21 protein-coding genes are annotated in these 26,981 nt (G+C 42.6%); 9 read left to right on the top strand and 12 right to left on the bottom strand.

Translation table 11 applies throughout. The features are described 5' to 3' along the window. The first annotated feature begins 291 nt into the window (after positions 1-291). The 8 genes from ebgR (at position 292) to AB4249_RS13785 (ending at position 14,393) form a co-directional block, all read left to right on the top strand. Positions 292-1,275, top strand: coding sequence for a transcriptional regulator EbgR (gene ebgR, locus AB4249_RS13820; protein ID WP_017069515.1), 984 nt, complete (start codon positions 292-294; stop codon positions 1,273-1,275). A gap of 324 nt (positions 1,276-1,599) precedes the next feature. After that, positions 1,600-4,716 carry a beta-galactosidase subunit alpha gene (gene ebgA / locus AB4249_RS13815; RefSeq protein ID WP_372103617.1) on the top strand — a complete coding sequence of 1,039 codons (3,117 nt, stop codon included), beginning with the start codon at positions 1,600-1,602 and terminating at the stop codon, positions 4,714-4,716. A gap of 3 nt (positions 4,717-4,719) precedes the next feature. Further along, positions 4,720-5,172 carry a beta-galactosidase subunit beta gene (locus tag AB4249_RS13810; RefSeq protein ID WP_017066026.1) on the top strand — a complete coding sequence of 151 codons (453 nt, stop codon included), beginning with the start codon at positions 4,720-4,722 and terminating at the stop codon, positions 5,170-5,172. Positions 5,173-5,314: 142 nt separating this feature from the next. Next, positions 5,315-6,739: an amino acid permease gene (locus AB4249_RS13805; RefSeq protein WP_372103614.1), complete on the top strand. Its 1,425-nt coding sequence runs from the start codon at positions 5,315-5,317 to the stop codon at positions 6,737-6,739. A 574-nt stretch (positions 6,740-7,313) separates the two neighbouring features. Continuing rightward, complete coding sequence (locus AB4249_RS13800) at positions 7,314-8,747, top strand: amino acid permease (RefSeq protein ID WP_017066968.1); 1,434 nt, start codon at positions 7,314-7,316, stop codon at positions 8,745-8,747. A gap of 427 nt (positions 8,748-9,174) precedes the next feature. Next, on the top strand, positions 9,175-10,239 hold the full coding sequence (gene ygjJ / locus AB4249_RS13795) for a protein YgjJ (protein ID WP_372103611.1): 1,065 nt from the start codon (positions 9,175-9,177) through the stop codon (positions 10,237-10,239). A gap of 15 nt (positions 10,240-10,254) precedes the next feature. After that, a complete protein-coding gene (gene ygjK, locus AB4249_RS13790; RefSeq protein ID WP_372103609.1) occupies positions 10,255-12,660 on the top strand; it encodes an alpha-glucosidase in 2,406 nt (801 codons plus the stop codon). 392 nt (positions 12,661-13,052) lie between these two features. Further along, positions 13,053-14,393 carry an MATE family efflux transporter gene (locus AB4249_RS13785; RefSeq protein ID WP_372103606.1) on the top strand — a complete coding sequence of 447 codons (1,341 nt, stop codon included), beginning with the start codon at positions 13,053-13,055 and terminating at the stop codon, positions 14,391-14,393. A gap of 268 nt (positions 14,394-14,661) precedes the next feature. Here AB4249_RS13785 and AB4249_RS13780 read toward each other — a convergent pair whose 3' ends face one another. Further along, on the bottom strand, positions 14,662-15,588 hold the full coding sequence (locus tag AB4249_RS13780) for a LysR family transcriptional regulator (protein ID WP_372103603.1): 927 nt from the start codon (positions 15,586-15,588) through the stop codon (positions 14,662-14,664). Positions 15,589-15,689: 101 nt separating this feature from the next. On the opposite strand from AB4249_RS13780, the gene chrA reads away from it, so the two are divergent. Further along, a complete protein-coding gene (gene chrA / locus AB4249_RS13775) occupies positions 15,690-16,835 on the top strand; it encodes a chromate efflux transporter (protein WP_372103601.1) in 1,146 nt (381 codons plus the stop codon). Positions 16,836-16,903: 68 nt separating this feature from the next. On the opposite strand, the gene AB4249_RS13770 is transcribed toward chrA, so the two are convergent. Genes AB4249_RS13770 through AB4249_RS13720 form a run of 11 tightly spaced genes read right to left on the bottom strand, consistent with a single transcriptional unit; the run spans position 16,904 to position 26,954 of the window. Next, positions 16,904-17,587 (bottom strand): OmpA family protein, encoded by a 684-nt coding sequence (locus AB4249_RS13770; RefSeq protein WP_372103598.1) that lies wholly within the window; start codon positions 17,585-17,587, stop codon positions 16,904-16,906. A gap of 6 nt (positions 17,588-17,593) precedes the next feature. Continuing rightward, positions 17,594-19,114, bottom strand: coding sequence for a pilus assembly protein TadG-related protein (locus AB4249_RS13765; protein WP_017060811.1), 1,521 nt, complete (start codon positions 19,112-19,114; stop codon positions 17,594-17,596). Positions 19,115-19,116: 2 nt separating this feature from the next. Beyond that, entirely contained in the window at positions 19,117-19,686 is a 570-nt protein-coding gene (tadF, locus tag AB4249_RS13760) for a tight adherence pilus pseudopilin TadF (RefSeq protein ID WP_017060812.1), read from the bottom strand. Next, positions 19,683-20,174 (bottom strand): TadE/TadG family type IV pilus assembly protein, encoded by a 492-nt coding sequence (locus AB4249_RS13755; protein ID WP_017060813.1) that lies wholly within the window; start codon positions 20,172-20,174, stop codon positions 19,683-19,685. The genes tadF and AB4249_RS13755 overlap by 4 nt, the downstream gene beginning before the upstream one ends. After that, positions 20,171-20,896 (bottom strand): lipopolysaccharide assembly protein LapB, encoded by a 726-nt coding sequence (locus tag AB4249_RS13750; protein WP_102428926.1) that lies wholly within the window; start codon positions 20,894-20,896, stop codon positions 20,171-20,173. The genes AB4249_RS13755 and AB4249_RS13750 overlap by 4 nt, the downstream gene beginning before the upstream one ends. 9 nt (positions 20,897-20,905) lie before the next feature. Further along, on the bottom strand, positions 20,906-21,745 hold the full coding sequence (locus AB4249_RS13745) for a type II secretion system F family protein (RefSeq protein ID WP_017060815.1): 840 nt from the start codon (positions 21,743-21,745) through the stop codon (positions 20,906-20,908). Continuing rightward, on the bottom strand, positions 21,742-22,650 hold the full coding sequence (locus AB4249_RS13740; protein ID WP_198599063.1) for a type II secretion system F family protein: 909 nt from the start codon (positions 22,648-22,650) through the stop codon (positions 21,742-21,744). The genes AB4249_RS13745 and AB4249_RS13740 overlap by 4 nt, the downstream gene beginning before the upstream one ends. Further along, positions 22,650-23,927 (bottom strand): CpaF family protein, encoded by a 1,278-nt coding sequence (locus tag AB4249_RS13735; RefSeq protein WP_102428928.1) that lies wholly within the window; start codon positions 23,925-23,927, stop codon positions 22,650-22,652. Before AB4249_RS13735 ends, AB4249_RS13740 begins: the two co-directional genes overlap by 1 nt. Then, positions 23,924-25,165, bottom strand: a complete 1,242-nt coding sequence (locus AB4249_RS13730) for a hypothetical protein (protein WP_017060818.1) — start codon at positions 25,163-25,165, stop codon at positions 23,924-23,926. The genes AB4249_RS13735 and AB4249_RS13730 overlap by 4 nt, the downstream gene beginning before the upstream one ends. Beyond that, positions 25,165-25,641: a hypothetical protein gene (locus AB4249_RS13725; RefSeq protein WP_017060819.1), complete on the bottom strand. Its 477-nt coding sequence runs from the start codon at positions 25,639-25,641 to the stop codon at positions 25,165-25,167. The genes AB4249_RS13730 and AB4249_RS13725 overlap by 1 nt, the downstream gene beginning before the upstream one ends. Then, positions 25,638-26,954 carry a type II and III secretion system protein family protein gene (locus AB4249_RS13720; protein ID WP_372057959.1) on the bottom strand — a complete coding sequence of 439 codons (1,317 nt, stop codon included), beginning with the start codon at positions 26,952-26,954 and terminating at the stop codon, positions 25,638-25,640. Before AB4249_RS13720 ends, AB4249_RS13725 begins: the two co-directional genes overlap by 4 nt. Between the last annotated feature and the right edge of the window lie 27 nt (positions 26,955-26,981).

The raw sequence follows: 26,981 nt of genomic DNA, 5'->3' as shown, positions 1-26,981 counted from the left end.
TGTGATCAAAACCACGAAGTGTAAACGTTTACACTAACTTTCATCATTGGAACTGATCATGACATAGAGAGAACGTATAGCTGTTAACCTCTAATTCATTGAATTTTAATAAGATAATTATAGACAGTTAGATTTGAGACATCACAGATGAGTTGAGCATTTATTTTACTAAAAGTTAATGCAATGACGTCCAGTTTGATTACAATAGGTCTGTAGAATAAAGAGGTGCATTGCTTTTTTACTAAATACCAATTTCAAAGCAGCGCAATGTTCCAATAACAGGAAGTGAGTATGGCAACGTTAAAAGATATCGCGACTGAAGCGAATGTATCATTGGCTACAGTTTCAAGGGTTCTCAATGAAGATCCAACATTAAGCGTCAAGGAAGAGACCAAAAGGCGTATCTTTGAAATTGCAGAGAAGTTGGAATACAAAACCAGCAGCTCACGAAAAACCGTTAGCAGTAAAAAACAAAACCATCACTTCCTAGCACTGTATAACTACAAGCAAGAAGCGGAAGTTAACGACCCTTACTATCTATCGATTCGCCACGGGATTGAAACCCAATGTGAAAAGATGGAAGTTAAGCTAACCAACTGTTATGAAAGTAAAATACAGATCAATTCAGCACCAATCACAGGTGTTTTGTTGGTGGGTAGAATGACACCAGAGGTTATCGAGCAAGCTAAAAAGCTGAGCGATAATATCTGTTATGTCGATTTTACCGATCACTCAGAACCTTATGACTCTGTCGATATCGACCTGGCTTTGATCAGCAAAGAGATCACCAACTTCTTTATCAACCAAGGCTATGAGCGCATCGGCTTTATTGGTGGCCAAGACGACGTCAATACCCCTGATATTCGTGAAGTCGCTTTTGCTGAATATGGTGGCCTCAAGAACGTTGTCAGTGAGCAAGACATCTACCGTGGTGACTTCTCTAGCTCATCAGGTTACAAGCTTGCAAAACAGATGCTCGCGACGGGCGACTACCCTAAAGCCATGTTTATTGCGTCAGATTCCATCGCAATTGGCGTTTTACGAGCAGTTCATGAGCACGGATTAAACATTCCTGAAGATATTGCGCTGATCAGTGTAAACGACATCCCAACAGCTAAATTTACCTTCCCATCTTTATCGACTGTTCGTATTCACTCTGAACTAATGGGAATTCAAGGCGTTAACCTGCTAATTGAGAAAGTACGCGACGGCCGAACCATCCCATTACGCGTCTATGTACCAAGCAAACTTAAGCTGCGTGACACAACAAAATAATTAAATATATCAAATAGATAAATTAAGGCTGCCTTTGTTGAAGGTGGCCTTTTTTGTGCCCATCACATACATCAATCGACACATATCCCCCTCTTTAACCTGCTGCATAAAACAGCTAATAGCATTCTTTTAAGTGGATCACACAGCACCGTAAAAAGACCATAAAAAACGTGATGAAGTTAAAGTAAAACGTTTTCACCAATTTCATTTAGTAAAACTTTTACTAATAATTACCTCAGTCCAAAAATACTCGTATTCACTACGACCCAATTACGCATAAAAACGTCGGTCAGCAAACTGCATTCAGACCGAGAGAGAGGCAACGTGAACAACTGGGAAAACTTCCTGAACTTACATGAGAACCGTATGGCACCGCGTGCATACTTCTTCTCATACGCATCAGAAAAAAATGCAAAAACGTTTCAGCGTGAACTGAGCAGCCACTTCCAACTATTGAGTGGCCAATGGAATTTCAGCTACTTCACCAATCCGCTATTGGTTCCTGAAGAGTTTTATTCTCAGGAAATGAGCGACTGGGGCAACATCACGGTTCCAAACATGTGGCAAATGGAAGGCCACGGCGATCTTCAATACACAGATGAAGGTTTCCCATTCCCAATTGATGTGCCTTTCGTACCATCAGACAACCCAACCGGCGCATACCAACGCTCTTTCTTCCTTGGCGAAAGCTGGGACGAGAAACAAACCATCATCAAATTTGATGGCGTTGAAACTTACTTCGAAGTGTACGTAAACGGTGAATATGTTGGCTTCAGCAAAGGCAGCCGCCTAACCGCTGAGTTCGATATCTCTAGCCAGGTAAAAGCAGGCAACAACCTACTTTCGATTCGTGTGATGCAGTGGGCCGATTCAACCTACATTGAAGACCAAGACATGTGGTGGACGGGCGGTATCTTCCGTGACGTTTACCTCGTAGGTAAAGAACAGCTGCACGTTCAAGACGTTACCGTTCGCACTGATTTCGACGACGCTTACCAAAGCGCTACCCTTTCGTGCAAAGTGAAACTAGAAAACCTAGCAGCAGCGGCAAAAGCAACCCTTGAGTACGCATTGCTTGATGGCAGCCAAGTTATCTCGCAAGGCTCACTAGATAACTTAAATGTCGATGGCAATGCGAATACTCAATTCTCTATCGATGTGGTGAACCCAGTTCAATGGAACGCTGAAAACCCATACCTTTACCAACTGCTGCTTACGTTGAAAGACGCTGACGGCAAAGTGTTAGAAGTGATCCCACAACGCGTTGGTTTCCGCGACATTAAAGTTCGCGATGGTCTGTTCTACATCAACAACAAATACGTGATGCTTCACGGCGTGAACCGCCACGACAACGACCACCTAAAAGGTCGTGCTGTTGGGATGGATCGCGTAGAGAAAGACTTAGTGTTGATGAAGCAACACAACATCAACTCAGTACGTACAGCGCACTACCCGAACGACCCACGTTTCTACGAACTGTGTGATATCTACGGTCTGTTCGTGATGGGCGAAACCGATGTTGAAACACACGGTTTTGCTAACGTTGGCGACTTAAGCCGCATCACTAACGATGCAGCATGGGAAGCTGTGTTTGTTGAGCGTATCGAGCGTCATATTCACGCTCAAAAGAACCACCCTTCTATCATCATGTGGTCACTGGGTAACGAGTCTGGTTACGGCTGCAACATCCGTTCTATGTACGATGCAGCAAAAGCAATTGATGACACGCGTTTGGTTCACTACGAAGAAGACCGTGACGCTGAAGTGGTCGACATCATTTCAACCATGTACTCACGCGCTCAATTGATGAATGCCTTCGGTGAATTCCCACACGAAAAGCCACGCATCATCTGTGAATACGCACACGCGATGGGTAACGGCCCGGGCGGTTTAACCGAGTACCAAAACGTGTTCTACAAGCACGATGCGATTCAAGGTCACTATGTTTGGGAATGGTGTGACCACGGCATTCTAGCGCGTGATGAAGCAGGCACAGAGTTCTACAAATACGGCGGTGACTACGGTGACTACCCGAACAACTACAACTTCTGCATGGACGGTTTGATCTACCCGGATCAAACGCCAGGCCCAGGCTTGAAAGAGTACAAGCAAGTGATTGCCCCTGTGAAGCTTCGCGATTTCGATGCACAAACGGGCACCTTCACAGTAGACAACAAGCTTTGGTTCTCAAATATCGATGACTACACCATCACTGCGGAAATCCGCGCTGAGGGTGAAACCATTGCCGTACAACACATCAAGGTTGAAGAACTGGCTGAGAACTCTAGCCGTGAACTAACGCTTAACTTGCCACAGCTTGATGAGCGCGAAGTGTTTGTCAACTTTACGGTGCGCAAAGATTCTCGTACTTCATACAGCGAGGCGAACCACGACATCGCGGTTTACCAGTTCCAAGTGAAAGAGAACACAGCACAACTTGAAGCCTTCACTAACAACAATGCGACGGCACTGAATGTTGAAGAGTCTCGCTTAGCTTACCTAATCAAAGGCCACAACTTTGCTCTGAATTTCTCAAAAGTGAACGGCAAGCTGACGTCATGGTTAGTGAATGGCGAGGAGCTGATTAAGTCTGAGCCTAAGCTGAACTTCTTCAAGCCAATGATCGATAACCATAAGCAAGAGCACGATGGTTACTGGGAACCTGCACACCTGCAGATCATGCAGGAACATTTCCGTAGCATTGACCTTGAATGCGTGAACGTTGAACAGGTAAACGGCAAGGTAGAGATCACGACCACCAGCATCATTGCTCCACCGGTATTCGATTTCGGCATGCGCTGTGAATATCGCTACCAGATCAGTGCTGAAGGTCAGCTAAACGTTGAACTGAGCGGCGAGCGTTACGGTGATTACCCTCACGTGATTCCAGTGATTGGTTTAGATATGGGTATCAACGGCGACTTCGACCAAGTTCAATACTACGGCCGCGGCCCTGAAGAGAACTACCAGGACAGCAAGCAAGCCAACATGATTGATGTTTACCAATCAACCGTGGCTGACATGTTCGAGAACTACCCGTTCCCACAAAACAACGGCAACCGCCAACACGTTCGTTGGGCTGCGCTTTCAAGCCGTGCTGGCAATGGTATTGCGGTGAAACCACAGCAAGAAATCAACTTCAGCGCATGGTTCTACACCAACCAAAACCTGCATCAAGCACAGCATACGATTGAACTAGAGAAGAGCGGTTACATCACCCTAAATCTAGACCACCAAGTGATGGGCCTAGGTTCAAACTCTTGGGGCAGCGAAGTATTGGATTCTTACCGCGTTTACATGGACGAGTTCCGCTACGGTTTAACTCTGATTCCATTCCAAGCAGGCGATTGCGATGCGCAGCACCTAATCAATCACAACTTTGGCGATGAGTTTTTTACGGTGAATGCACCAAAAGCTCAACCACAACTGAACGAGGCATAAGCGATGATCGTTTTAGAGAACTTAGAACAATTTAAAGTCGTCTACCGCGATGGTCGTAAATGGCAACGCTGTGTAGAAGCGATTGAAAACATCGGAAACATCAAAGATGGCGTGATGTATTCAATTGGTGATTCACTGGCTTACATGATTGAAGACGGTGTGGCTCGTAACACAGAAAACTTCACCGGTAATCGTCGTTACTTCGACGTGCACTACTACCTAGAAGGCCGTGAAACGGTTGAATTCGCAGCGAAATCAGAGCTAGAGCAGATCCAAGCTTATAGCGATGAAACCGACCGCGAACACCTAATGGGGAACGGTGAAACTCGTGAGCTAGCTGAAGGCCAAGTGGCGATCTTTGACAACAATCAGGCTTACCGTTTCCACGGTGATAACCGAGTTCGAAAAGTGGTACTGAAAGTGACCATTGAAGACGGTTACTTCCTCAATAAATAAACAATAACGCTATCTATTCACAGTATGTATCGAGCCTTGCCGTTCAAGGCTCCAACATGCTGAACAAAGCCTCAATGCTTCCTCCCTACAAGGAAGCATTGAGAAATAACGACTATAATTACGTGATTCCTCGGAGGACACTATGTCTGAATCTGTACGCGGTAAGTTAGGCAAATTTGCCCTACTCTCCATGACATTTGCAGCGGTATTTAACGTTCGCAACATTGTAAACAACAACATCGAATTGGGATTGAGTTCAGCCCCTATCTTTTTGCTCGCGACCCTTATTTACTTCATTCCGTTCGTGTTCATCATTGCTGAATTCGTATCAGCAAATAAAAATTCTGAGTCAGGCATGTATGACTGGCTAAAAAAACCACTAGGCTCAAAAGCAGCCTACCTAGGTTCCTTCCTATACTGGTTCGTAAACCTTTTCTGGTTTGTATCCCTGCTACCAAACGTAATCGCCTATGCGTCTTACGCGATGTTGGGCTATGAATACGCCTTCTCGCCAGTCGTCACATCGGCTATCTCGATTGCTCTGTTTGCTGCAGCAACTCACATCTCAACCAAAGGCGCGAGCTGGCTAGGTAAGATTGCCGAGATCGTGGCCTACGGTGTATTCGCTCTGTTTGCAATCTACGTTATCGGTGCACTAATGGCACTGGGCGGCAACCATGAGCCAGTAGAACCAATCACGCTTGAAGCAATGACACCGACCATCAACTGGGCAACGCTAGGTATCATGTGTTGGATCTTCCAAGCAGCCGGTGGTGCAGAAACCGCAGCCGCTTACCTAAACGATGTTAAGGGCGGTCACAAGTCTTTCATCAAGGTTATCATTGGTGCAGGTATCGCAATCGGCGCAATGTACGCAGTGGGCTCTCTTCTAGTAAACGTATTCGTTGCTCGTGATGCACTGACCTACGCTGGCGGCATGGTTGAAATCTTCACAGGTATGGCGAACTACTTCGACATTTCACAATCTCTAACGGGTCGCTTCGTCGGTATTATCCTATTCGTTGCTATGTTCGGTTCGATGATGATGTGGACAGCAGCTCCAGTAAAAATTCACTTCTCTGAAATCCCTAAAGGTGTTTACGGCGAGAAGACAACAGAGCTTAACGAACACGGCGTGCCAGTACGTGCAGCTTGGTGGCAGTTCGCGTTTGTATTCGTGATGCTTGTGGTGAACGGCTTCGGCTCTGAATCTGTACAAGACATGATGAATACAGCAATCAATCTAACAGCAGGTACCGCAATGCTACCGCCAATCTTCATCATGGTGGCCTACTTTGTATTCCGCTTGAAACACGACGACACACCGCGTGATTTCCGCATGGGTACTCGAGTTCAAGGTATGGCAGTAGTATCGGTACTGATTGGTATCTTTGTTGTAAGCATGACAGCATCGGCATTCCCGACAGGTGTTGACCTTGTTCAAGCCTTCTTCATCAACGTCTTCATGACAGCGGTATTCTCTGGTATCGCATGGTGGTGGATCTCTCGCTTTGAAAAGAAGCAAGCAGGTAAAGAAGCAAAGCTAGAAACGGCTAAGCAGTCGTAATCCAGAATCTATACATCTAGTTAAAAGCGCCTTAATTGGCGCTTTTTTTGTTTTAAATCAGATAATTAAAATAAAAACCCCAAAAATAAAAACGGCGTTCCGTCAAGGTTTCAGTTCACGAAAAACACCAATTAATAGGTAATAAAACTCAAATAAAAACCAAGGTAAAACATTAACTAAATTTATTTACTCAAGGTCACATATTTGATCAATTTCGATTAACTTCCCGCCGCTTAATCTTTAATCTTCTTGCTGAAGAGACAAACTGATTCATATAAAGAAAGCGACAAAAAAGCCCCTACACGCCTTATAAATCGTCGCTCATGAAACAAGCAATCTCTTCAATGAACTTCTTAATCTTTAACTCTTTGTTTTGGTAATAAGTTTACTGAAATACCAAAGAAAAAAATCCCAAAGAAGTCCGATCGTAAATCTATAAAAACCACAATGAGCCAACCCTGACAAAACAAAGCGGGTGTTTGCCAAACCAACATAACAATAAAAGTGCGGCCTAGAGCTTCCCTCTCTAGGACCAAGTTATAACGATCATCAACGTGATTCACCGGAGAACATCATGTCCGAAAATAAACGCAGTACGATAGGCAAATTTGCCCTACTGTCTATGACCTTCGCGGCGGTATACAGCTTCAATAACATCATTAATAACAACATCGAGATCGGCCTTTCCTCGGCTCCGATGTTCTTTCTAGCAACCATCTTTTACTTTGTGCCATTTTGTTTGATCGTTGCAGAGTTTGTGTCACTGAATAAAGACTCTGAAGCGGGTGTTTACTCTTGGGTTAAAAGCTCTCTAGGCGGCCGCTGGGCGTTTATTTCAGCTTACACCTACTGGTTTGTTAACCTGTTCTTCTTCACCTCTCTGCTCCCTAGAATCATCGCTTACGCGTCGTATGCGTTCTTAGGTTTTGAGTACATATTCACGCCAATGACCACCGCAATTCTAAGTACTATTTTGTTTGCGGTCGCGACTCATATCTCGAATAACGGTGCGAAATTACTGGGCCCTATCACCTCACTAACATCATCACTGATGCTGCTGCTAACGATGTCTTACATCTTGCTATCTGGCGGTGCTTTGGTAGGCGGTATCGAGCCAGCTGACCCAATCACCATTGAAGCCATGACACCAAGCTTCAACTGGGCATTCCTTGGCGTAATCACTTGGATCTTCATGGCGGCAGGCGGTGCAGAATCGGTCGCGGTTTACGTTAACGACATCAAAGGCGGTCACAAGTCTTTCGTTAAAGTGATCATCATCGCGGGTATCTTCATCGGTGCACTTTACTCGGTAGGGTCTGTACTTGCTAACGTGTTTGTTGCTCGTGAAGAGTTGAAGTTTACTGGTGGTTCAGTTCAGGTATTTGAAGGGCTAGCAAGACACTTTGGCCTATCTGAAATCTTGATGAACCGTTTCGTTGGTGTGGTTTCATTCACGGCGATGCTGGGCTCGCTACTAATGTGGACAGCAACACCCGTTAAGATTTTCTTCTCTGAAATCCCTAAAGGTATCTTCGGTGAGAAAACCGTCGCGCTTAACAAGCAAGGCGTTCCAGAGCGTGCGGCTTGGATTCAGTTCTTGATTGTGATTCCACTGATGTTCATTCCGACACTGGCGTCCGATACGGTTCAAGATCTGATGAGTACCATTATCAACATGACAGCTGCAGCATCGATGTTGCCACCGCTATTCATCATGATCGCGTACCTTAATTTACGTTTGAAGTTGGATCACTTACCTCGTGATTTCAGAATGGGCTCACGTATGACAGGCATTACCGTGGTCTCGATTCTGATCGGCATTTTCACTGTTGGCTTCTTTGCGTCAACCTTCCCAACAGGTGCTGACATCATGACCATCATCTTCTACAACGTGGGCGGGATTGTTATCTTCCTTGGCTACGCGTGGTGGAAGTACGGAAAATATGAAAAAAGCTTATCTCCAGAAGAGAAAAAACTAGAAGCAAAACCTGAACCGGCGAACGCTTAGTTTACCCTGCACTCTGATTTAAACTTCGGGCACTCTGACTTAAACTTCAGGCACTCACATTTGGTGAGTGCCTTTTTATTTGTCGGTACATTTCCACTAACCATCTCGATTAAATCAAAGCCATTCAAGAATCAAAACATTCGAACCAACAATCTAACCACCCATCAAACAATTCACCTTCCGAATACTTACAACCCTAGCCATACCTCTGCAAATTCAACTGAAAGTCAAAATAAAAACAAAGTAAATATTTACTAAAAATAGATCACACTTTTAAACTTGATTAATTTTAAACATCAAAATTATCATTAATATTGGTTTTGCGATCGTAAGTAACCTGACCAATACGCCTTGAAGAGCACCCCATATTAGAAGTCAGAACTGCTTGCGAACCTTCATTTATAACCCCGACACAGAAGTGATTAAAATGAAAAGTAGTTTTACTAAAAACACTCTTATTACAAGCTGTATTCTTGCTGCCTTAAGTACCACTGCCCACGCGGAAGAGTCCGCAGCAAACCACAGTGATACTCAGCCTCCTCAGACAGAAACTGAAACCCTATTTAACTTTTATGGTGAGCTTGGCCTTGGTGGTCACGTGGCACTCGAAGGTGATGATAAAGGCCGCTACGCAGACGGTACTTACATTGAAGCTGGCTTGGCTATCGAGCACGGTAATTGGTTTGGTTTTGCTTATATGGAGGGCTGGACAGTACAAGCCGATGACGAAGGCAATGCTTGGGCAACGGGCCACGGCTGGGGCGGTTTTGAAGGTGGTTTCAACCGCTTTTACGCTGGCTACCGCACAGATAACAAAACAGAATTCATGATTGGTCGTATGGACTCTTCATTAGATGACGTTCAATGGTGGGGTGACCCTACGGTTGAATACGGCTACGCGATCTCAAACACGCGAGACGTGCACCTTGGTGTGAAGATTCAAAACCTAGAAGGCAAGCTTCGCTACAGCGTTTCTTTCGCGCCAGAGTCTGACTTCTCGGAAGACGATGCTCTTGTTCACTTCGGTAAATACGACAGCTTCGCAGACCAATGGAAAGATAAGAACGCCATGGTCAATGGTTACCTTCAATACGATCTGACCGACGACTTAACCCTAATGGGTGGTGGTGAAGTTCGTAACAACGATGGTGGTGAACTATTGCTATTGGGTGCTGAGTACAAAAACTTCGCCACTCGTGTTTGGCACGATACAGATAAAGGCAACCAAGAGTCTTTCGGTAGCGAGTCTGGTATTCAAACCAGTGCATGGTACGAAGCGGCACAAGGCGTTTACCTATCTGCAGCCTACAACTACGCAAACTTTGACGGTGACAATGGCGACAAAGAAATCACCTCTTACATCAATGCTGGCGTTTGGTATGAATACGGCAACGGCGCGTTTGCGACTGCTTTCGATAGCCGCTTTGGCGTAGGCAGCGACACTGAAATCGGCGACGCTCAGGTGTTCGCAATGCAATACTTCTACTGGTAATAACAGGAATTGATCATGAAACTGAATAAATCATTCGCAGCTCTCGCTATCGGTGCAGCCCTTGTCGTTACTGGTTGTGCTTCAAACTCAATCTCTGGCTCAGGCTCAGGCTCAGGCTCTGACACAGAGCAACTGCAAGCCAACGAATTTAAGAACGTTATCGACCGTACTGGCTCACCTGAATACATGCGTGACTACGACTTCGATGACCACCAACGCTTTAACCCATTCTTCGACCTAGGTGCATGGCACGGTCATCTGCTGCCAGACAGTGCAGAAGGCATGGGCGGATTCCCAGGTACAGCACTGCTTACCGAAGAATATATCAACTTCATGGCTGATAACTTCGACCGCCTAAGCGTGTTCAAAGACGGCAAAAAAGTGGCTTTCACTATGGAAGCTTATAGCCTACCGGGCGCATTGGTTCAGACGCTAAAATCTGACGATGTGACCGTAGAAATGACGATGCGTTTTGCTTCAAACCGTACCTCTCTGCTAGAAACAAAAATCACTACCGACTCACCGGTTGAATTAGTGTGGGATGGTGAACTGCTAGAAAAGACCCACGCCAAAGAAGGCGTGGCACAAACCGACAAAACAATCGCTGAAACTTACCCTGAGTATGACCGTCAAATCGTCGCAACCGACGATGGCCTAAAGGTGACCTTCGGTAAGGTTCGTTCGACATGGGATCTACTGACTTCTGGTGAGTCTGAATACCAAGTTCACAAGTCGATTCCAACGAAAACCACGGTTGATGGTTTAGCGTTTACTTCAACGGCAAACATTGAAGCATCGACGACTATCTACACCACATACTCGCATGTTCTAACGGCAGAAGAAGCGCAAGCGGAACAGCCTGAAATCAAAAAGATCATGGCAAACCCTACCGACTTCTTAGCCGCATCAGCAGAACGTTGGGAAGGCTATCTTGAGATGGGTTTAACCAACCCGAACGCGACACCAGAACAAGAGCGTGTTGCGGTTAAAGCGATGGAAACCCTAAACGGTAACTGGCGTGGCGCTGCAGGTGCGATGGAGTTTGACTCTGTGACACCATCCGTGACGGCGCGTTGGTTCTCGGGTAACCAAACTTGGCCTTGGGACACATGGAAGCAAGCCTACGCAATGGCTCACTTCAACCCAGATGTAGCGAAAGATAACATCCGCGCGATGTTCGCTTACCAAATTCAGGCTGACGATGCCGTTCGTCCTTGGGATGAAGGTTACGTGCCCGATCTACTCGCTTACAACCTAAGTCCAGAACGTGGCGGCGATGGCGGTAACTGGAATGAACGTAATACCAAACCAAGCCTAGCAGCATGGGCAGTAATGGAAGTCTACAAAACCACCAGCGACGAAGCTTGGCTACAAGAGATGTATCCAAAACTAGTGGCATACCATGATTGGTGGCTACGCAACCGTGACAACAACGGCAATGGCGTTCCAGAGTATGGCGCTGCTCGTGACAAAGCACACAACACACCTGAAGGTGAAATGTACTTCACCGTGGTTCGTGGCGATAAGCACGAAACAGTCGTAGGACAAGCAGCACTGGATAAAGTGGTAGCAGAAGGCAACTACGATTATATCGAGAGCCCCGCACAAACGGCTGCATCTTGGGAATCAGGCCGTGACGATGCAGCCGCATTTGGCTTCATTGATAAAGACCAGCTAGACGCATACGTTGCAAACGGTGGTAAGCGCAGCGATTGGGATGTTGAGTTCGCTCAAAACCGCGCTGAAGACGGCACTTTGCTTGGCTATTCATTGCTGCAAGAGTCCGTTGACCAAGCAAGCTACATGTACAGCGATAACAAGTACCTAGCAGAAATGGCTGACATTCTAGGTAAAGACGCAGAAGCGAAAGAGTTCCGTGAAAAAGCAGAGCACCTATCGAACTACATCAACACCTGTATGTTCGACGAAGGCACTAACTTCTTCTATGACATTCGTATTGAAGACAAGCCTTTAGCCAATGGCTGCGCAGGCAAACCGATTGTCGAGCGTGGTAAAGGCCCTGAGGGTTGGTCACCACTGTTCAACGGTGCAGCAACACAAGCTCACGCTGATGCCGTGGTCTCTGTGATGAAAGATACCTCAGAGTTCAACACCTACGTTCCACTGGGCACAGCAGCGCTTTCTAGCCCAGCATTTGGCCCAGATATTTACTGGCGTGGACGTGTATGGGTAGACCAGTTCTACTTCGGCCTAAAAGGTATGGACAGCTACGGCTACCGTGACGATGCGATTGAAATGGCAGGCGCATTCTTCGACCACGCCGATGGCTTGGTACAAGACGGTCCTATCCGTGAGAACTACAACCCGCTAAACGGTGAACAACAAGGTGCTCCAAACTTCTCTTGGAGTGCTGCCCACCTATACATGTTATACAACGATTTCTTTACTGACGCAGAGTAAGTAAAAACCTATACCTGTCTTCTGAAATTCAATGAAAATCTAACCTCATAAATTTCAGACTTTGGCACTCAGTTTCTCGCTGAGTGCCTTTTTTATATCTGAAGTAACGTAAGCGAAAAACAAGCACTTAGACCATTTGGCCTACCATGATCCTTTTACTCTGTTCGTTGTACTCAGCTAACACAGGCAAGCTTTTACTCACAAAAAGCAAAGAGTGCTCTTGCTATGAAATCCCATTCAAAAATTTCATCACCCTCACTGAAATATTGAATTCTGAAGACTTATTCGAATTTTATTTATCCTTATTAGCCTTCCGGACATTAATTTGATAGTCGTTTACTAAATAATAGCTAAACTATAGTGTCGCCTACCCCTTTTTTGAGAAAACCTAAATGCCTAATGCTGATTCCACCCTAAACAAACGTATGGGAATCGTTGCGCTCACCTGGCCAATTTTTATCGAAGTTCTTTTAAGAACCGCACTCAACACCAGTGATGTATTCATGTTATCGGGATACTCGGACAAAGCCGTGTCTGCCGTTGGTGTTATTTCTCAGATATCCTTTTTCCTGATCATTGTCTCGACCATGGTCAGCAGTGGTACGGGTATTCTAATCGCGCAATACAATGGTGCTTCCCGCACTCAAGAGAGCGCTCACGTGGGTGTAGCAAGTATCATTCTGGCCATTATTGCCGGTGTGCTACTGAGTGTGATTGCCGTTCTTGTTGCTGAATATTTTATCCCGCTTTATCAACTCGAACCTCAAGTCGAACAGTACGCGCAAGAATACCTGTTCATCAGTGGTGCTCTCACCTTCAATGTAACCATAGGTGTGGTTCTCACCACTATTTTGCGCAGTCATGGCTATTCAAAGTCACCGATGGTGATCAATATGATTGCAGGTGTCATCAACGTATTCGGTAACTACTGTGCCTTATATCAACCTTTTGGTTTGCCTGTATACGGCGTGCAAGGGGTTGCGACCGCGACCGTCATTAGCCAAGTAATCGGAATGTTGATCTTGATTGGTGTGGTCAGAAGCAAAGGGATTTATCTACCAGTGAAGCAGTTTAAATCTGTGCCGAAAGCCATCTATCAAAAAATCATGAAGATCGGCTCGATGAACGCTGGAGAAGTGCTCTCTTATAACATGGCTCAGATCAGCATTACCTTCTTTGTAGTGCAGATGGGTACGTCTTCACTGGCTGCGTTTACTTACGCACAAAACATCGCTCGCCTCTCTTTTGCGTTTGCACTGGCAATTGGTCAAGGCAGCCAAATCCAAACAGGCTATTACATTGGTAAGGGTTGGATCGACGAGATTACCAAGCGCGTGCAACGTTACTTTGTGGTTGGCTTTATCGCGTCAACCGCGATCACCTGCATGGTGTATGTGTTCCGTTTCGAAATTCTCGATCTGTTCACGCAAGATCCAGAGATCATTGCGCTAACGACGGCACTGATTGCAGGTTCCATCATTCTTGAAGCTGGACGAGTATTTAACCTTATCTTTATCTCTTGTCTAAAGGCTGCTGGTGACATTAAATTCCCGATCAAAATGGGCATTCTCAGCATGTGGGGCATTGGGGTTGCCATGAGCTATTTGCTTGGCGTGCATTGGGGTTATGGCGTATTGGGTGCTTGGATGGCAATCGCGATGGACGAGTGGTTCCGTGGAATCATCATGGCCTATCGCTGGCGAGCTAAGAAATGGACTCGATTCTCTTTTTAGGTTGTTGTTGATACGTCGAAATTTATCTCGACCAAAAGAAAAAGCGCTAGGGGGAGCTAGCGCTTTTAAGACCAACTAAGTCCGTTTAGCCTGGTAGATTTTTAAGCTATATCATGAGGATATAACCAATTTTTTACTTAGGTAAATCAAAAAGCCTATTCTTTACGACTGCCTTGAGTCGTAAATTAAGTATAGTCGGGTTCTTATAATAAACCGGATTTTTCTAAAATTAATTCATATGAATTTGACGATTAACCGACACAATAAACTATTCGGAAATCACAGATGAGATCGCATTAGTAATCAGCTTTCTAAGTAGTTTATTTTTATCATCTAAATGCTTTGCCTTTCTATAAACAAGCTGGATATCAAAATCTGGAACATCAATTGGTGGCTTCACAGCTAGTAAGGTTTCTTCACTATCCATATCCTTGCGCGCGACTAGCTTGGGGACAATACACAATAGTTCTCTGCCACGAATGAGTCGTTTAACAGTTAAAAAGTTACTGGAAGATATCGCGACTTTCCGGCTTAAACCGAGTTCACCTAAACGAGTGTCCACTCCCGTCTTTAAAGCCCCTGCAGGGGAAACAAGCGCATGCTCGACAGCAACAAATTGTTCTAGCGACATCGGCTCCTCAATGGATAGAACCGATTGATCAAGTAAACAAACATGTCGCTCCGTATACAAATGCTTTGTTCGATATTGCTTTGGTACCTCACCAAAGCTGCCTATCGTCATATCAAGCTTGGCATAGTCAAAGACTTGCTGGTAGTTACTCCGGTTTACATTGAACAACGCTACTTGGGAATAAGGAGAGGATTGCTTAATCAGGTCAAACAATATTGGAGCGAACATCTGCTCGGCATAATCAGTGAGACCAATCTTCCAAGTCCCTTTATAAGTCTCTGCATCAAACGATTTAGATAACAGAACTTCAGACTGGATGGTATTCAGTAGCGCGTCCACGGTACTTGATAGTTCAATGGCTCGGTCGGTTGCCTCCATCTTGCTACCCACCCGCTCAAACAAAGGGTCATCAAACAACTTTCGTAGCCTTTGTAAGCTATGGCTCATCGCAGATTGGCTGACATAACAACGCTCAGCAGCCTTACTCACGCTATTCGTTTTATACAAAGCCTGCAGTGCAATCAACAAGTTAAGGTCGATCCCTTTCCAATTAAAATCAGCCATGCCAGTTAACCCGTTTCATTCATAGTTATAATTAAAACAATTAATTTGAATCATAGTTCAACTCCACCTAAATTACGCTAAACATTTATCTGGAATCGATCATGCTTTCAATTTTTAAAACCTTTTTCTGGCTTGGCTGGATTAGCTTTGGTGGACCAGCAGCACACATTGGCTACTTCCGCAAAACCTTTGTTGAGAAACTGAATTGGTTGTCCGACGAAGAGTACGGGCAGATTGTCGCTCTTAGTCAATTTCTACCGGGCCCAGGTTCAAGTCAGGTTGGCTTTGCGGTTGGCTACAAGAAAGGTGGATTAACAGGTGCTATTGCTGCATTTGTCGGCTTCACTTCCCCATCTGTGATTCTGATGCTGATATTAGCGTTAGTCAGCAACCAGCTATTGGAAGCACCACTTTTCAATTCAATCATTCACGGGCTTAAGTTATTAGCAGTAGTGGTTGTCGCTGATGCAACCTTTGGTATGTACAAGAACTTTTGCCAATCGAAGATAGCGACCGCCTTATGTGTGATTACCGCGATTGTTCTACTACTGATTCCAGGCATCTGGCCTCAAGTTTTAGTGCTTCTATTTGCAGCGATGGTTGGCAGTAAGTTCTTGACGTCTCAAGAGCTCAAAACGATACCTTCAACGCAAAAAATATCGGTAACACCTCTCGTGATTTTTGTTGCTTTGCTGGTTGGTTTGCCTCTATTCAGTGCTTACTCTCAAGGTATTGAAGTATTTGGCCTATTCTACCAAGCAGGTAGCTTAGTATTCGGTGGCGGCCACGTGGTACTTCCTTTGCTGCAAAATGGTATTGGTGACCAACTGTCTCAAGATGCCTTTCTAACAGGTTATGCAGCCGCACAGGCAGTACCAGGGCCTATGTTTACACTTGCGACTTACTTAGGTTATGTATTGATGCCATCGGCACCGATCACAGGCGCACTACTCGCAACGATTGCTGTGTTCTTACCGGGCTTCTTATTACTATTAGGTGTGTTGAAGAACTGGCAAGCGATTGCAAGCAAACCTTTAGTGGCTGGTGCACTTACAGGTGTGAATGCGGCGGTTGTCGGTTTGTTATTGGCAGCGCTATATCAACCGATTTTCACAAGCGCAGTGAGTAGTGGTTTAGACTTCGCTTTGATCATTGTTGGTGTGTGGTTATTGAAAACGATGAAGATGCCGATTGTATGGATGGTAGCTCTATTTATTGCAATAGGGTTTGGACTCGGAGTCATTTAATATAATGCCCACTAATTCTAATTAGTGGGCATTATAATTTTCGGATTATGCGACCGTTGAGATAGTGGTTATTCTTCTATCTGTGTAGAGGCTGGACTGGCATCGTCTTGGTTAAAAGACTCTGGGGGAATATACACATCAGCACGTCTGTTTTGAGCTCTACCTTGAGAGGTTTTGTTACTTGCGATTGGCTCAGACTCACCCAATGATTTCAGGGTCATTTTCTCTTTTGAAACCCCATAAGTAAAAAGCTGTTTAGACGTACTTTGAGCTCTCTCTAGCCCCAACCCTTGGTTGTAAGCTTCACTGCCCACCCAATCGGTATGGCCTTCAATGGTCACTAGGTAGTCATTGTCTGCGAGATGTTTTGCCACATCAGCAAGCACTTCACGAGCAAGAGGGGTCAGATAATAACGATCAAAGGCGAAGTTAACACGAGCAACGAGCTGCCCTTTGTCACTATCGAAGCTAGCAATACCAAGGTTTGATATATAAGTGAGACAATCACTTGGATCAGTGATCAACTGTGAGCGCTTAAGAAGCTCCCACTTGAGAGCTGGATCATGACTTCCCTCATGAATTTGCCAATAGCCATCACGATGACTAGCCACCCCTTGAACTTCACCAATTTCGATGGTGTGAGAATACTCTGAAAAAGTATTCCCACAATATTCTACTACCTGATCACTAATCTCCTGCCCATAACTAGAGAAAGAAACAAGCATACCTATTGCTAGCATTGTATTTTTCATCTTTACTCACCCATATAGTCTCGATACACCAGTACCTCGAGATCCTTTCTCAATTAAATTTTGAATACGTTCAATCAATTCTTCGCGACTACGTACATCGATAATATCTTCATCAGGATTTAAGACACACTTCTGAAATCCATTTTGTTTAGTCGCATCAAAATCAACACCTATAACACCTATATACAGGCTGCCATCCTCAGATTGAAAGTGCTCTCTTGCAGCATTGCACATATTGGCATCAACTAAGTCGGGTAAAATACTCGTATATGGATATTCTTGACCATCACTCAAAATAATCATAATTTTGACTCTTTGACTGTATTCATCAATCTCCTGCTGACTAGCCGAATTACTTGGCATACCATCATTAAGTACTTGAAGCCCTCTTAAAATACCTTGATATGAAGCCGTATTGCCTCCTGAATTCATATCCTGCATTTCTTCAATCAAATCAGAATCACTGGTAAGAGGAATCACATAGTGACCTATGCCATTAGTCATCGTCATTGAGCTATTGTAAATAACATTAGTATCCGCTCTAAAGTCAAATTTTAAATCTGTATTATCTCTTTTATAGTTAAACATATCATCAACAGATTTCTGATAATCTATATACTCTGGTATTTCAAGACGTCTAGATTTAATATTTAAAACATCCAACACTCTCTTAGCTTGTTTGTGTTGATTATTACTCCCAATATTAGGGCAATCAAATATATCATCGGCACAATCTTCGACTTCACTTAATGTTCTTTTTGACCAAAAACGCCAATTGACTTTTTCATACGTTTTAGAGGAAACAGAAGAATGGTAATCACTTCTATACCTCAACTGACTTCCTGAGAATAAATTGTTATTAATTTTATCCTGAACTCTGAGGTTAAAAGGAACAATCGCTAGACGGTTAAGCACTGTAGAATCACCTTCACGCACAACCAAAATATTATCAGCAAGATCTGAAACAGCTAGTTTGAGAGTTTGAATCTTTGTATTTACATCACCACTTGCCCCACTCCAATCCCGATTCATTGATCCTGAAAAGTCAGTGACTAGCACAATGTCTACTAATTTATCACCTAGATAGTAAGGATATTTCGCGGCGAGCGCTGAGCCTGCAAGCTTTTGATTTTTATCGAATGAGGGAATTAAATTACTCGCAAACCACGAATTATGGGTAGTCACTGCTGCAACTTCATATTGAATTTTCTCGGTATCATCATTCGCCGCAGTTGGCTCCTCATAAGTCCTTACTGTCGTGATATCTATATGCTCGATACTACGCACATAATCATCAACATATCGAGTCGCTAAAGCGTCTGCTTCATTCGATTTATCATCAATTGTTATTGCAAGGGCAGCAGCTTGTGCAGCATCTCTCAAACGACTTGTTTCTTGAATATATCGAGTTCCCTCGAGTGCAAAAACTGACACGCCTAACAAAGGTATTAACGTCAGTCCAAGCCAAATTGCGGCAATACCTCTCTGACGATGAGGACCGCGATTAAATGTATTTGGGTTTATCATATCTACCTCCCAACCATCACCGAACTCGATGAAATGGTTATTTCTGATAAATTAGCAATCCCCAACAAACGTGCAAACCAAGATGAATTACTTTCACATAATGACACTTGGTAAAGAGGGAAAGAGACTCCGTTCTCTACAGGAACCAAAGCCTCTTTCGATGAAATTAATGGTACATTACAACCTAAGTTGTTGAACTGGTCACTTTCGAATGAATCAATATTTGCAGCAGAGCCATCGTGCATAGCTTCAACTCTCAGCGCTACGCTTTCTGGAGCTGTGTTTAGCAGACGAGCGGCAATAATGACCATTTCGTCTCTATCATCACCAGTTAAGATGACATTTTCATCATAATATCGAGTGCGCTCTTTCATTACGTTAACCAGAGCAAAACTCACTCGGTCGAGTTTTGCTCTAACCAATAACTTATGACTCACGTCACTCATAAAATAAAATATGGCTATAACGACAAATAAAATGAGTGCTAACTCAATGGTAAAGGCGCCACGCTGCAGTGTTGAGTTGCGTTTTTTTCGAAAGCCTCCATTATTTGTTAATTCCGATATGTTCATCTAACACTCTCCCAACCCTCGTGCTCGAGAGTAAGTAACACTGAAGATGAAATTATTTCAGAATTTCCACCAAGCAAAGGTAAAATAGGTTCATATTGATAACTCAATGATATTTCGGCGAAGGAATATCCCGAATCATCAATCAGCATATCGCCATCATTAAGATAATTATCAGATAAAAGATCCTCATAACTCACATAATATTTGCCTGCCATTGAAAAGTTATCAACAGGCGTCAGTGAAGACCATAATTTACTTTCATCATTCATCACGTTGAAAAAGCTGGTATTATAACTGGTGTATGAATTATCTCCCTGAAAAACAGTCGTTGACCTAACCGATTCTCTGAGCGCAAACTCAACCAAATTTGAGACGTAAATCCGATACGCCATTTCGAATATCATTACCGTCGCCGTGATGAGAATGATGATGCCTAAAGCCACCTCGACGGTTAGAGACCCCTTAGCATACTTGACTATTCTTCTCATATTGAACTCCCAGCGCCTGAAGATAGGCGTCTAGACATGGTTGTAACTTCATTGATTGAATAACTACTACCTAAAACATCACTGGCTTGTTTAACGTGACCTAACTTAATCAAAGCAATAGCTAAATTTGCCTGAACTTTTTTATTTTTAGGATCAGACAAGTACAATGGAAGTAATAAATCAATCACTTCTTGATATCTTCCATCAGCAAACTTAATCAATGCCAAATTATTCTTTATCGCAGTATCATTGTAACCTTTGATTCTGGCATTATTAAAATATTTCTCGGCTAACTCATAATCTCCATTCATGCAGTGAGATATCCCCAATAGAACATCTACTTCTGCCGTATTATTTCCCAACTCAATAGAACGTAGATAAGACTCTACCGCCAAAGCATCGTTATGATCTGCATTATAAACTTGACCTCGTAATTGAGATAACTCCCAATTAACCACTTTCAAGCCTAAAAGATAATCACTATAAAACCTTGCTGATTCGATATCACCCTTATCAAAATAAACTTTAGCTAGCTCCTGCATAGAAACTGTATCGTTGGGTGATTCTTCAAGCTTACCTTTATAATAGTTAACTAAACCATCATAATTACCCACTCGCTCCATGCTATCGACTTCATTGTCTAGACTTAGTTCAGATTGACTTGAAGAGCAGCCAATTAACGACACCAATAAAAGAGTGAAAATAAAATATCTAGCTCTCATAATTCACTCCTAAACAAGTCCCATCTGGACGACTCCAGGTGCTAAAATTAAGATGACAATAGGCATCATAATAAGTAAAATCAAAGGTATACTCATTTTAGCGGAGAGTTTCCCCATCTTTTCCTCAACGGTAAGTAACTGCATTTTACGCATATCCTCAGCCAAATCAGATAAGATCATGGAAATAGAAGATCCGTATTGAATATTTTGAATAATAGTCAAAACAAAGCTCGACATTTCAGGGGAAGGAACGCGTTCAGACAAGTTGTATAAAGCTTTATCGATACCCTGAATCTTGCCAAAGTCTGACGTTTTTTTTATCTGATAGCATAAATCACGATCAAAGGTTTCTAGTTCCTTTGACAAATAGGCAAAAGATGCCTCTATTGTCATACCGGTCTGCACACAAACAGACATCATATCTAGTAAATAGGGAAGATTTATCGAAATCTTTCTGACAACCGCCTTTTGCTTTAAACTTAAGATAAGGTCAGGGAGGAGTACAGCTGTGATCACACTAACAACCACTAATATAAACTTAGTTTCTATAGCAATGTCCGCTATCCAAACAAAGAATAAGAGAACCGCGAAAAATAAAACTTTAATTGGAAAATAATAAATAGCCAGTTGAGGGCTGTGAATACCAGCATCCCTAACTTTCTGCTCTAACTCCCCTCGGTATTCTTTACCAAACTTGACAATAAATGAGTTAATTCTAGATGATCTATGCTTTTTTTGTGTTGCGCTTAGCAGAAATTCTATTCTTTTTTCTCTCTTCAAATCAACTAACATATTAATTGCCATATACAAACCAAAAGCAAAAACAAATAGTATAATAATAGTATTCATAATTTCACCCTTTTAACAAGAAGCCACACTATAAATAAACCTAACAATTCACTACCTAACACATAATAAAGTATCCATTGACCTTCTGGATCATGGAGAATAAATTTAATATTGTCTGGGTTCAAAAAATTTAGCATTATTGCAAAACACAATGGTATGGCTGCCACTATTTTTGCTGATATCCTCGCTTCAGATGTCATCGCCATTTTTTTTCTTTCCATTGCACGAGCATCGACTAACACTCTAATCAACCTAGCTAATACTCCCTTAAGTTGGCCTCCACGATTCAGATTGGCTCTTATTGCAATCGTAAAAAAAATGTATTCAGGGTAGGGAAAGACCTCACAAGATCGCTTTAAAACATCCTCAGAATTTTCACCTAGACGAAGTCGGTCACCCATTAACTTAAATTCTCGCCCAACTTCACCATCCATATTCCCCCCAACGAATATAAATGCCTGCATCAGGCTTTCACCAGCAGTCACCGCACTCATTAATATATTCAGAGCATCAGGAAATGTCCGCTGAAATGTTTTTCTTCTAACCGTTTTAAGCCTAAAGTAACCGAAGAATAATAAACACAAGATTGAAACAATCATAATAAACATTGAACGAATATAGAAAAAATGATAAATCAAATAATAGGATATAAAAACACTGAAAATAACATAAAATAAAACAATTAGTTTTGCTCTTGAACCTAATATTCCTATAGTTGGATGTAGGTCTCTTCTAATACTTCTCCAACTTGCTCTAGGCAGCAGTCCACTGATATCAATCACCGAAATATCATCTTCTTTTTGCGTCTTTTTCAATTTTGGAAAAAAATTAACCACTTTTGATTTTTCATCATCAAAAAGTAAAAATATGGCAATCCCAAATAAAATAAAAGATATCCAAATGATCATGTCCCTACCCCTTTAAAGGATTCCATCAGTTCATTATATAAACCGAAAAAATGGGCTTTTCGTACCAAGTGGGATCTCTGCATGATACCTTCTGTAACAAACTTGCCTTTTACATTCTCACCATAATTGACTTCATCATATTGGAAGGAAAATATCTCTTCCATGACAACACTATCCCCTTCAATTCCGACAATTTCTGAGATGCTTGTTACTTTTCGAGAGCCATCTCGTAAACGGTTCACTTGCACAACCAGTTCAATTGAGCTGACGATAGCCTTACGAATAGCATCCAATGGCTGGTTTAAGTTTGCCATCATAATCATAGATTCGACTCGGCTGATAGCATCTCTTGGTGTATTAGCATGTAGGGTAGACATAGACCCTTCGTGACCGGTGTTCATCGCCTGCAGCATCTCAAACGCTTCTGAACCACGACACTCACCAAGAATAATGCGATCAGGTCGCATACGAAGCGCATTAATCACCAAATCTCTCTGTGTCACTAGGCCAGTACTTTCAATACTCTTAGTTCGCGTTTCAAGTCGAACTAAATTAGGCTGTTGAAGCCGAAGTTCAGCAGCGTCTTCTATTGTTATCACCCTCTCATCATCACTAATATAATGTGATAAAGCATTGAGTAACGTTGTTTTACCTGAACCTGTACCACCAGAAATCAAAATATTTAACCGACAACGAGAAGCAATCGATAGCGCCCTTGCCATATCTAAAGACATAGAATTAAATTCGACCAAAGATTCCATCGTGATATTTTGCTCACGGAACTTACGAATAGAAATCGTCGTACCATCTAAAGCAATCGGAGGAATAACGATATTTACTCGGCTACCATCTTCGAGTCGGGCATCCACTGTAGGGGATAGCTCATCAACTCGGCGACCAACTCGAGAAGCGATTTGTTTAGCAATATTGAGAAGTTGGTCTTCATTGACAAAAGTAATATCTGAACGTTCCAATTTACCGTACTTTTCATAAAATACTTCATTTGGGCCATTAACAAGTATGTCAGTTATCGAAAAGTCTTCAACAAGCGGTTGAATAGGTCCTAATCCAAATAGCTCATCTAGCATACTTTTAACAATACTTGACCGCATCATTGCCGTTACTGGACGCTCATTATTGCTAGAAAGTACATCAACAGCACTTCTAACTTGTCCCTCTAAATCATTGCGATTCATGGTTTGAATCGCTTCGACATCAAGCGCTTCAAAAATCTGAGTGCGAAAAGATATATATAGCTCTTTAGTTGTGCTCATCGTGCCACCAGTCTATTTAACCAACCCTGATGTTTTTGCACTGATTGACCATTTATTAAGTTTGATAGGTCCTCAATTGTTTTACGAATGCTTTTCTCATGTTTATGAGCTCGCTTACCTTCTACGATTAAATGAGACAGCCTTTTACAATAAGGCATATCAATATCAACTTTTGATTCAAGGTATTTTGTTATATCACCTTGTCCAATAACGAATGTACTCTCTGGTCTATGATGGTTGGCTAAAGTTATAATTCGAGTGCGACGACTTTGTGACACTTGATTTTGTTCGAGTGCTGATAGCAATGTACGTGCATTTCTTACTGATGAAACGGAAGGTTCTAGGACAACGATGATTACATCATAAATTTCTATTAATGCATGCGGGGTAATTTTAAAATCGATACTTCCAGAAAAATCCTCGATAATAAAATTAGCACTTCTATTTAATAGTTCACATAATGTTTGATTATAATCATAAATGAATTTTTGGTCTTGCTCTCCTTGCAATGACAGCAGTCTAAAATTTTTCCTCACTTGCGTTAAATAACTTAACGCTCCATCATTATCTAATTCGTGAATTGGGACAGAATATTCATCAATCAATCTAGATTGAAAATTTTCCAAACCAATTAACACATCGATATTTGAGTCACTGTATTGGTGATCGACTAATATTGTATCAATACTTTGCGTAGATAACATTGAACTCAACTCAGTGGAAATCAGAGAAGTACCTACCCCACCTTTACTACCCACAACAGCAACGCGCTTTGCCTTACGCTTTTCACTCACACCAGAAAAAGATTCTAAATTTGCTTGAACATTTAGTATAAAGTCAGAAAACTCAAACTTATTAATAGGCCAATATAGATAGTAAAATCCCATTTCTTTTAATTCACGAAGCTTAACTATAGAGTCCTGCTGTCCTATAATGATCAGCCCTTTTCGGGTAGGAAGATGACTAGCGAAATTTTGAGCATCGTCCGCCATTGTTTCTGAGTTACATAACTCCAGTAAAACAATGTTTGATTTTTGTTCTTCATAGAACTTTTTATTTACATCCGTGTTTTTAATAAATTGTGGTTCATCCCAACCTTCAAATTGAAACATTTCTTTTACGAGATCAACGCACTCCTGCGATTGATACACTAATACGCAATCAGATGGACCATTATTAATGCCTGACAAATCTTCCGAAGCTGCGGACTCTTTCATTGTTTTAACTAAATCAAACATTATAATCCCTCCACGAGCCTTTCCTTGTGAATAACCTGCCCCACTCTTGCCGCTTCCACAAAACAGTTTTGGCTTACATCAACACCTTCTACAGAAGCAAACTTACATTTTTCCTGTAATAGAGAGTGGTAGATCACTGTAATTTTAAGATCTTTGTCTAATTCGATATTTTTATGCACACTGAACGCCTCAGCAGACAGTGGTAACTTTTCAAATTCATTCACAACATTGTCAATCAAATTTTTTGAATTTCTATTCCTATACTCAAACTTATAAGAGGCTCCGGGATCTATATCGTTAACTTTAGCGATAAGATTACTTAACTGCTCTTTGGTTTCAGGAATAGATTTGACACTAAATTTATAGATATGAGTCTCTGGGTAGACTAAGTATTCACTACCTTTGCCATTAAGATAACGCTCCGCGCAACCCGAGATAAGAAACATCATGACCACTATTACAATTAATTTCTTCATTGTATAAATCCTCCTTGAGATAACAGTTCAATTGTAGGATCACTACCACTGTTTGCTTCAGCTGGAGAATCGATATTAAGCCAACGATGAAATGTAGAAGTCTTATGCATTTGAGGCAGCTGTACCTTCTTACTTTTTATTGGTTGAACCAAATTCACTGTCGCGACAATTAACAATTCGGTTCTTCTTCTATCTGTCGAAGATTTTCTAAATGCCGCGCCTAAAATTGGAATATCACCTAGTAGGGGGGTTTTCTGTAACTCTTCCAAGTCAGAGCTACTCATTAGCCCGCCCAGTACGAAACTGTCACCATCACCCAACTCGATCGTCGTCATGGCTCTACGCGTTGCCAATTGTGGAACCTCAATGCCTGCCGCTCGAATATACCGCTCGACTTCGCTCACTTCGGGAAGCAACTGCATACGAATACGCTCTTCGCTCATCACATTGGCCGTCAAACTCAAACGAACACCGAACTCTTTAAACGTAATGTTTATATTATTGTTCGTGGTTACGATTACGGGAATTTCCCCACCGACTAAGAAGCTCGCGGACTCACCGGAAATAACGGTCAGATTTGGTTCTGCTAAAATTTGCGCGACATTTTCATTGCCCAATGCTGTAATAACAGTTGTAAGGTCAGCAGCGTCGAACTGTTGGAATAGAAACTCTCCGACACCCGCCCCCACGCTTGACCAATCAACACCGACTGTCTGCGCAAAATTTTCAGTTACTTGAGCGACCGAGATTTTGACGTTAACCTGCTGCGCTGTTGCGACCTCAAGTAGCTCTAAAATCCCATCCCAAGTCATATTTCTAGCAAAAACCATATCTTGTGGTTCTGGAATATCGATAAGATCGGTTTCTATTTCAAGCAATCGAGTCGCTTCATACTTTGCGACTTTCTCACGCCCCAGTAGGGTTGCGACCATCCGATATATATCATCACGCTGCTGGTTAGAATCAACCACACCGCTTACCGCAACTTGCATTCCGACGGACTCTAGCTTAATGTCTAGCTTTGGATAATGGAGTTTAATCTGGCGACGAACTTGGCTCAGATCCACATCGACGATGATTTTCTCGGACAATAGTAATTTATTGTTTTTGCCATAGATTTCGAGTCGCGCTTGCCCCACTTCTTTCGCAAAAACGACAATTGTTTTTTCATCGATAACATTATAATCGGCTATATCTGGTGCGCTAATAAACACTGTTGTGATCGTTTCATTGAGAGAGATATGCTGTCCTTCAAATTGAGTAATATATCGCTGTGAAGCGAATACCATTGAGTTTATCAACAGCAGATTCATCACTAATACCCATCTCGTTATCTTTGC

This window comes from Vibrio sp. 10N.261.55.F4 (genome assembly GCF_041470465.1).
Lineage (GTDB): Bacteria > Pseudomonadota > Gammaproteobacteria > Enterobacterales > Vibrionaceae > Vibrio > Vibrio crassostreae_C.
The sequence above is the reverse complement of the archived record's forward strand: the minus strand, read 5'-3'. Positions and strand labels throughout refer to the sequence as shown.

Excerpts from the sequence above, each read along its gene's own strand:
- ebgR (WP_017069515.1), top strand. The coding sequence starts at position 292 with ATGGCAACGTTAAAAGATATCGCGACTGAAGCGAATGTATCATTGGCT.
- AB4249_RS13810 (WP_017066026.1), top strand. The coding sequence starts at position 4,720 with ATGATCGTTTTAGAGAACTTAGAACAATTTAAAGTCGTCTACCGCGAT.
- AB4249_RS13805 (WP_372103614.1), top strand. The coding sequence starts at position 5,315 with ATGTCTGAATCTGTACGCGGTAAGTTAGGCAAATTTGCCCTACTCTCC.
- AB4249_RS13800 (WP_017066968.1), top strand. The coding sequence starts at position 7,314 with ATGTCCGAAAATAAACGCAGTACGATAGGCAAATTTGCCCTACTGTCT.
- ygjJ (WP_372103611.1), top strand. The coding sequence starts at position 9,175 with ATGAAAAGTAGTTTTACTAAAAACACTCTTATTACAAGCTGTATTCTT.
- ygjK (WP_372103609.1), top strand. The coding sequence starts at position 10,255 with ATGAAACTGAATAAATCATTCGCAGCTCTCGCTATCGGTGCAGCCCTT.
- AB4249_RS13785 (WP_372103606.1), top strand. The coding sequence starts at position 13,053 with ATGCCTAATGCTGATTCCACCCTAAACAAACGTATGGGAATCGTTGCG.
- AB4249_RS13780 (WP_372103603.1), bottom strand. The coding sequence starts at position 15,588 with ATGGCTGATTTTAATTGGAAAGGGATCGACCTTAACTTGTTGATTGCA.
- chrA (WP_372103601.1), top strand. The coding sequence starts at position 15,690 with ATGCTTTCAATTTTTAAAACCTTTTTCTGGCTTGGCTGGATTAGCTTT.
- AB4249_RS13770 (WP_372103598.1), bottom strand. The coding sequence starts at position 17,587 with ATGAAAAATACAATGCTAGCAATAGGTATGCTTGTTTCTTTCTCTAGT.
- AB4249_RS13765 (WP_017060811.1), bottom strand. The coding sequence starts at position 19,114 with ATGATAAACCCAAATACATTTAATCGCGGTCCTCATCGTCAGAGAGGT.
- tadF (WP_017060812.1), bottom strand. The coding sequence starts at position 19,686 with ATGAACATATCGGAATTAACAAATAATGGAGGCTTTCGAAAAAAACGC.
- AB4249_RS13755 (WP_017060813.1), bottom strand. The coding sequence starts at position 20,174 with ATGAGAAGAATAGTCAAGTATGCTAAGGGGTCTCTAACCGTCGAGGTG.
- AB4249_RS13750 (WP_102428926.1), bottom strand. The coding sequence starts at position 20,896 with ATGAGAGCTAGATATTTTATTTTCACTCTTTTATTGGTGTCGTTAATT.
- AB4249_RS13745 (WP_017060815.1), bottom strand. The coding sequence starts at position 21,745 with ATGAATACTATTATTATACTATTTGTTTTTGCTTTTGGTTTGTATATG.
- AB4249_RS13735 (WP_102428928.1), bottom strand. The coding sequence starts at position 23,927 with ATGAGCACAACTAAAGAGCTATATATATCTTTTCGCACTCAGATTTTT.
- AB4249_RS13730 (WP_017060818.1), bottom strand. The coding sequence starts at position 25,165 with ATGTTTGATTTAGTTAAAACAATGAAAGAGTCCGCAGCTTCGGAAGAT.
- AB4249_RS13725 (WP_017060819.1), bottom strand. The coding sequence starts at position 25,641 with ATGAAGAAATTAATTGTAATAGTGGTCATGATGTTTCTTATCTCGGGT.
- AB4249_RS13720 (WP_372057959.1), bottom strand. The coding sequence starts at position 26,954 with ATGAATCTGCTGTTGATAAACTCAATGGTATTCGCTTCACAGCGATAT.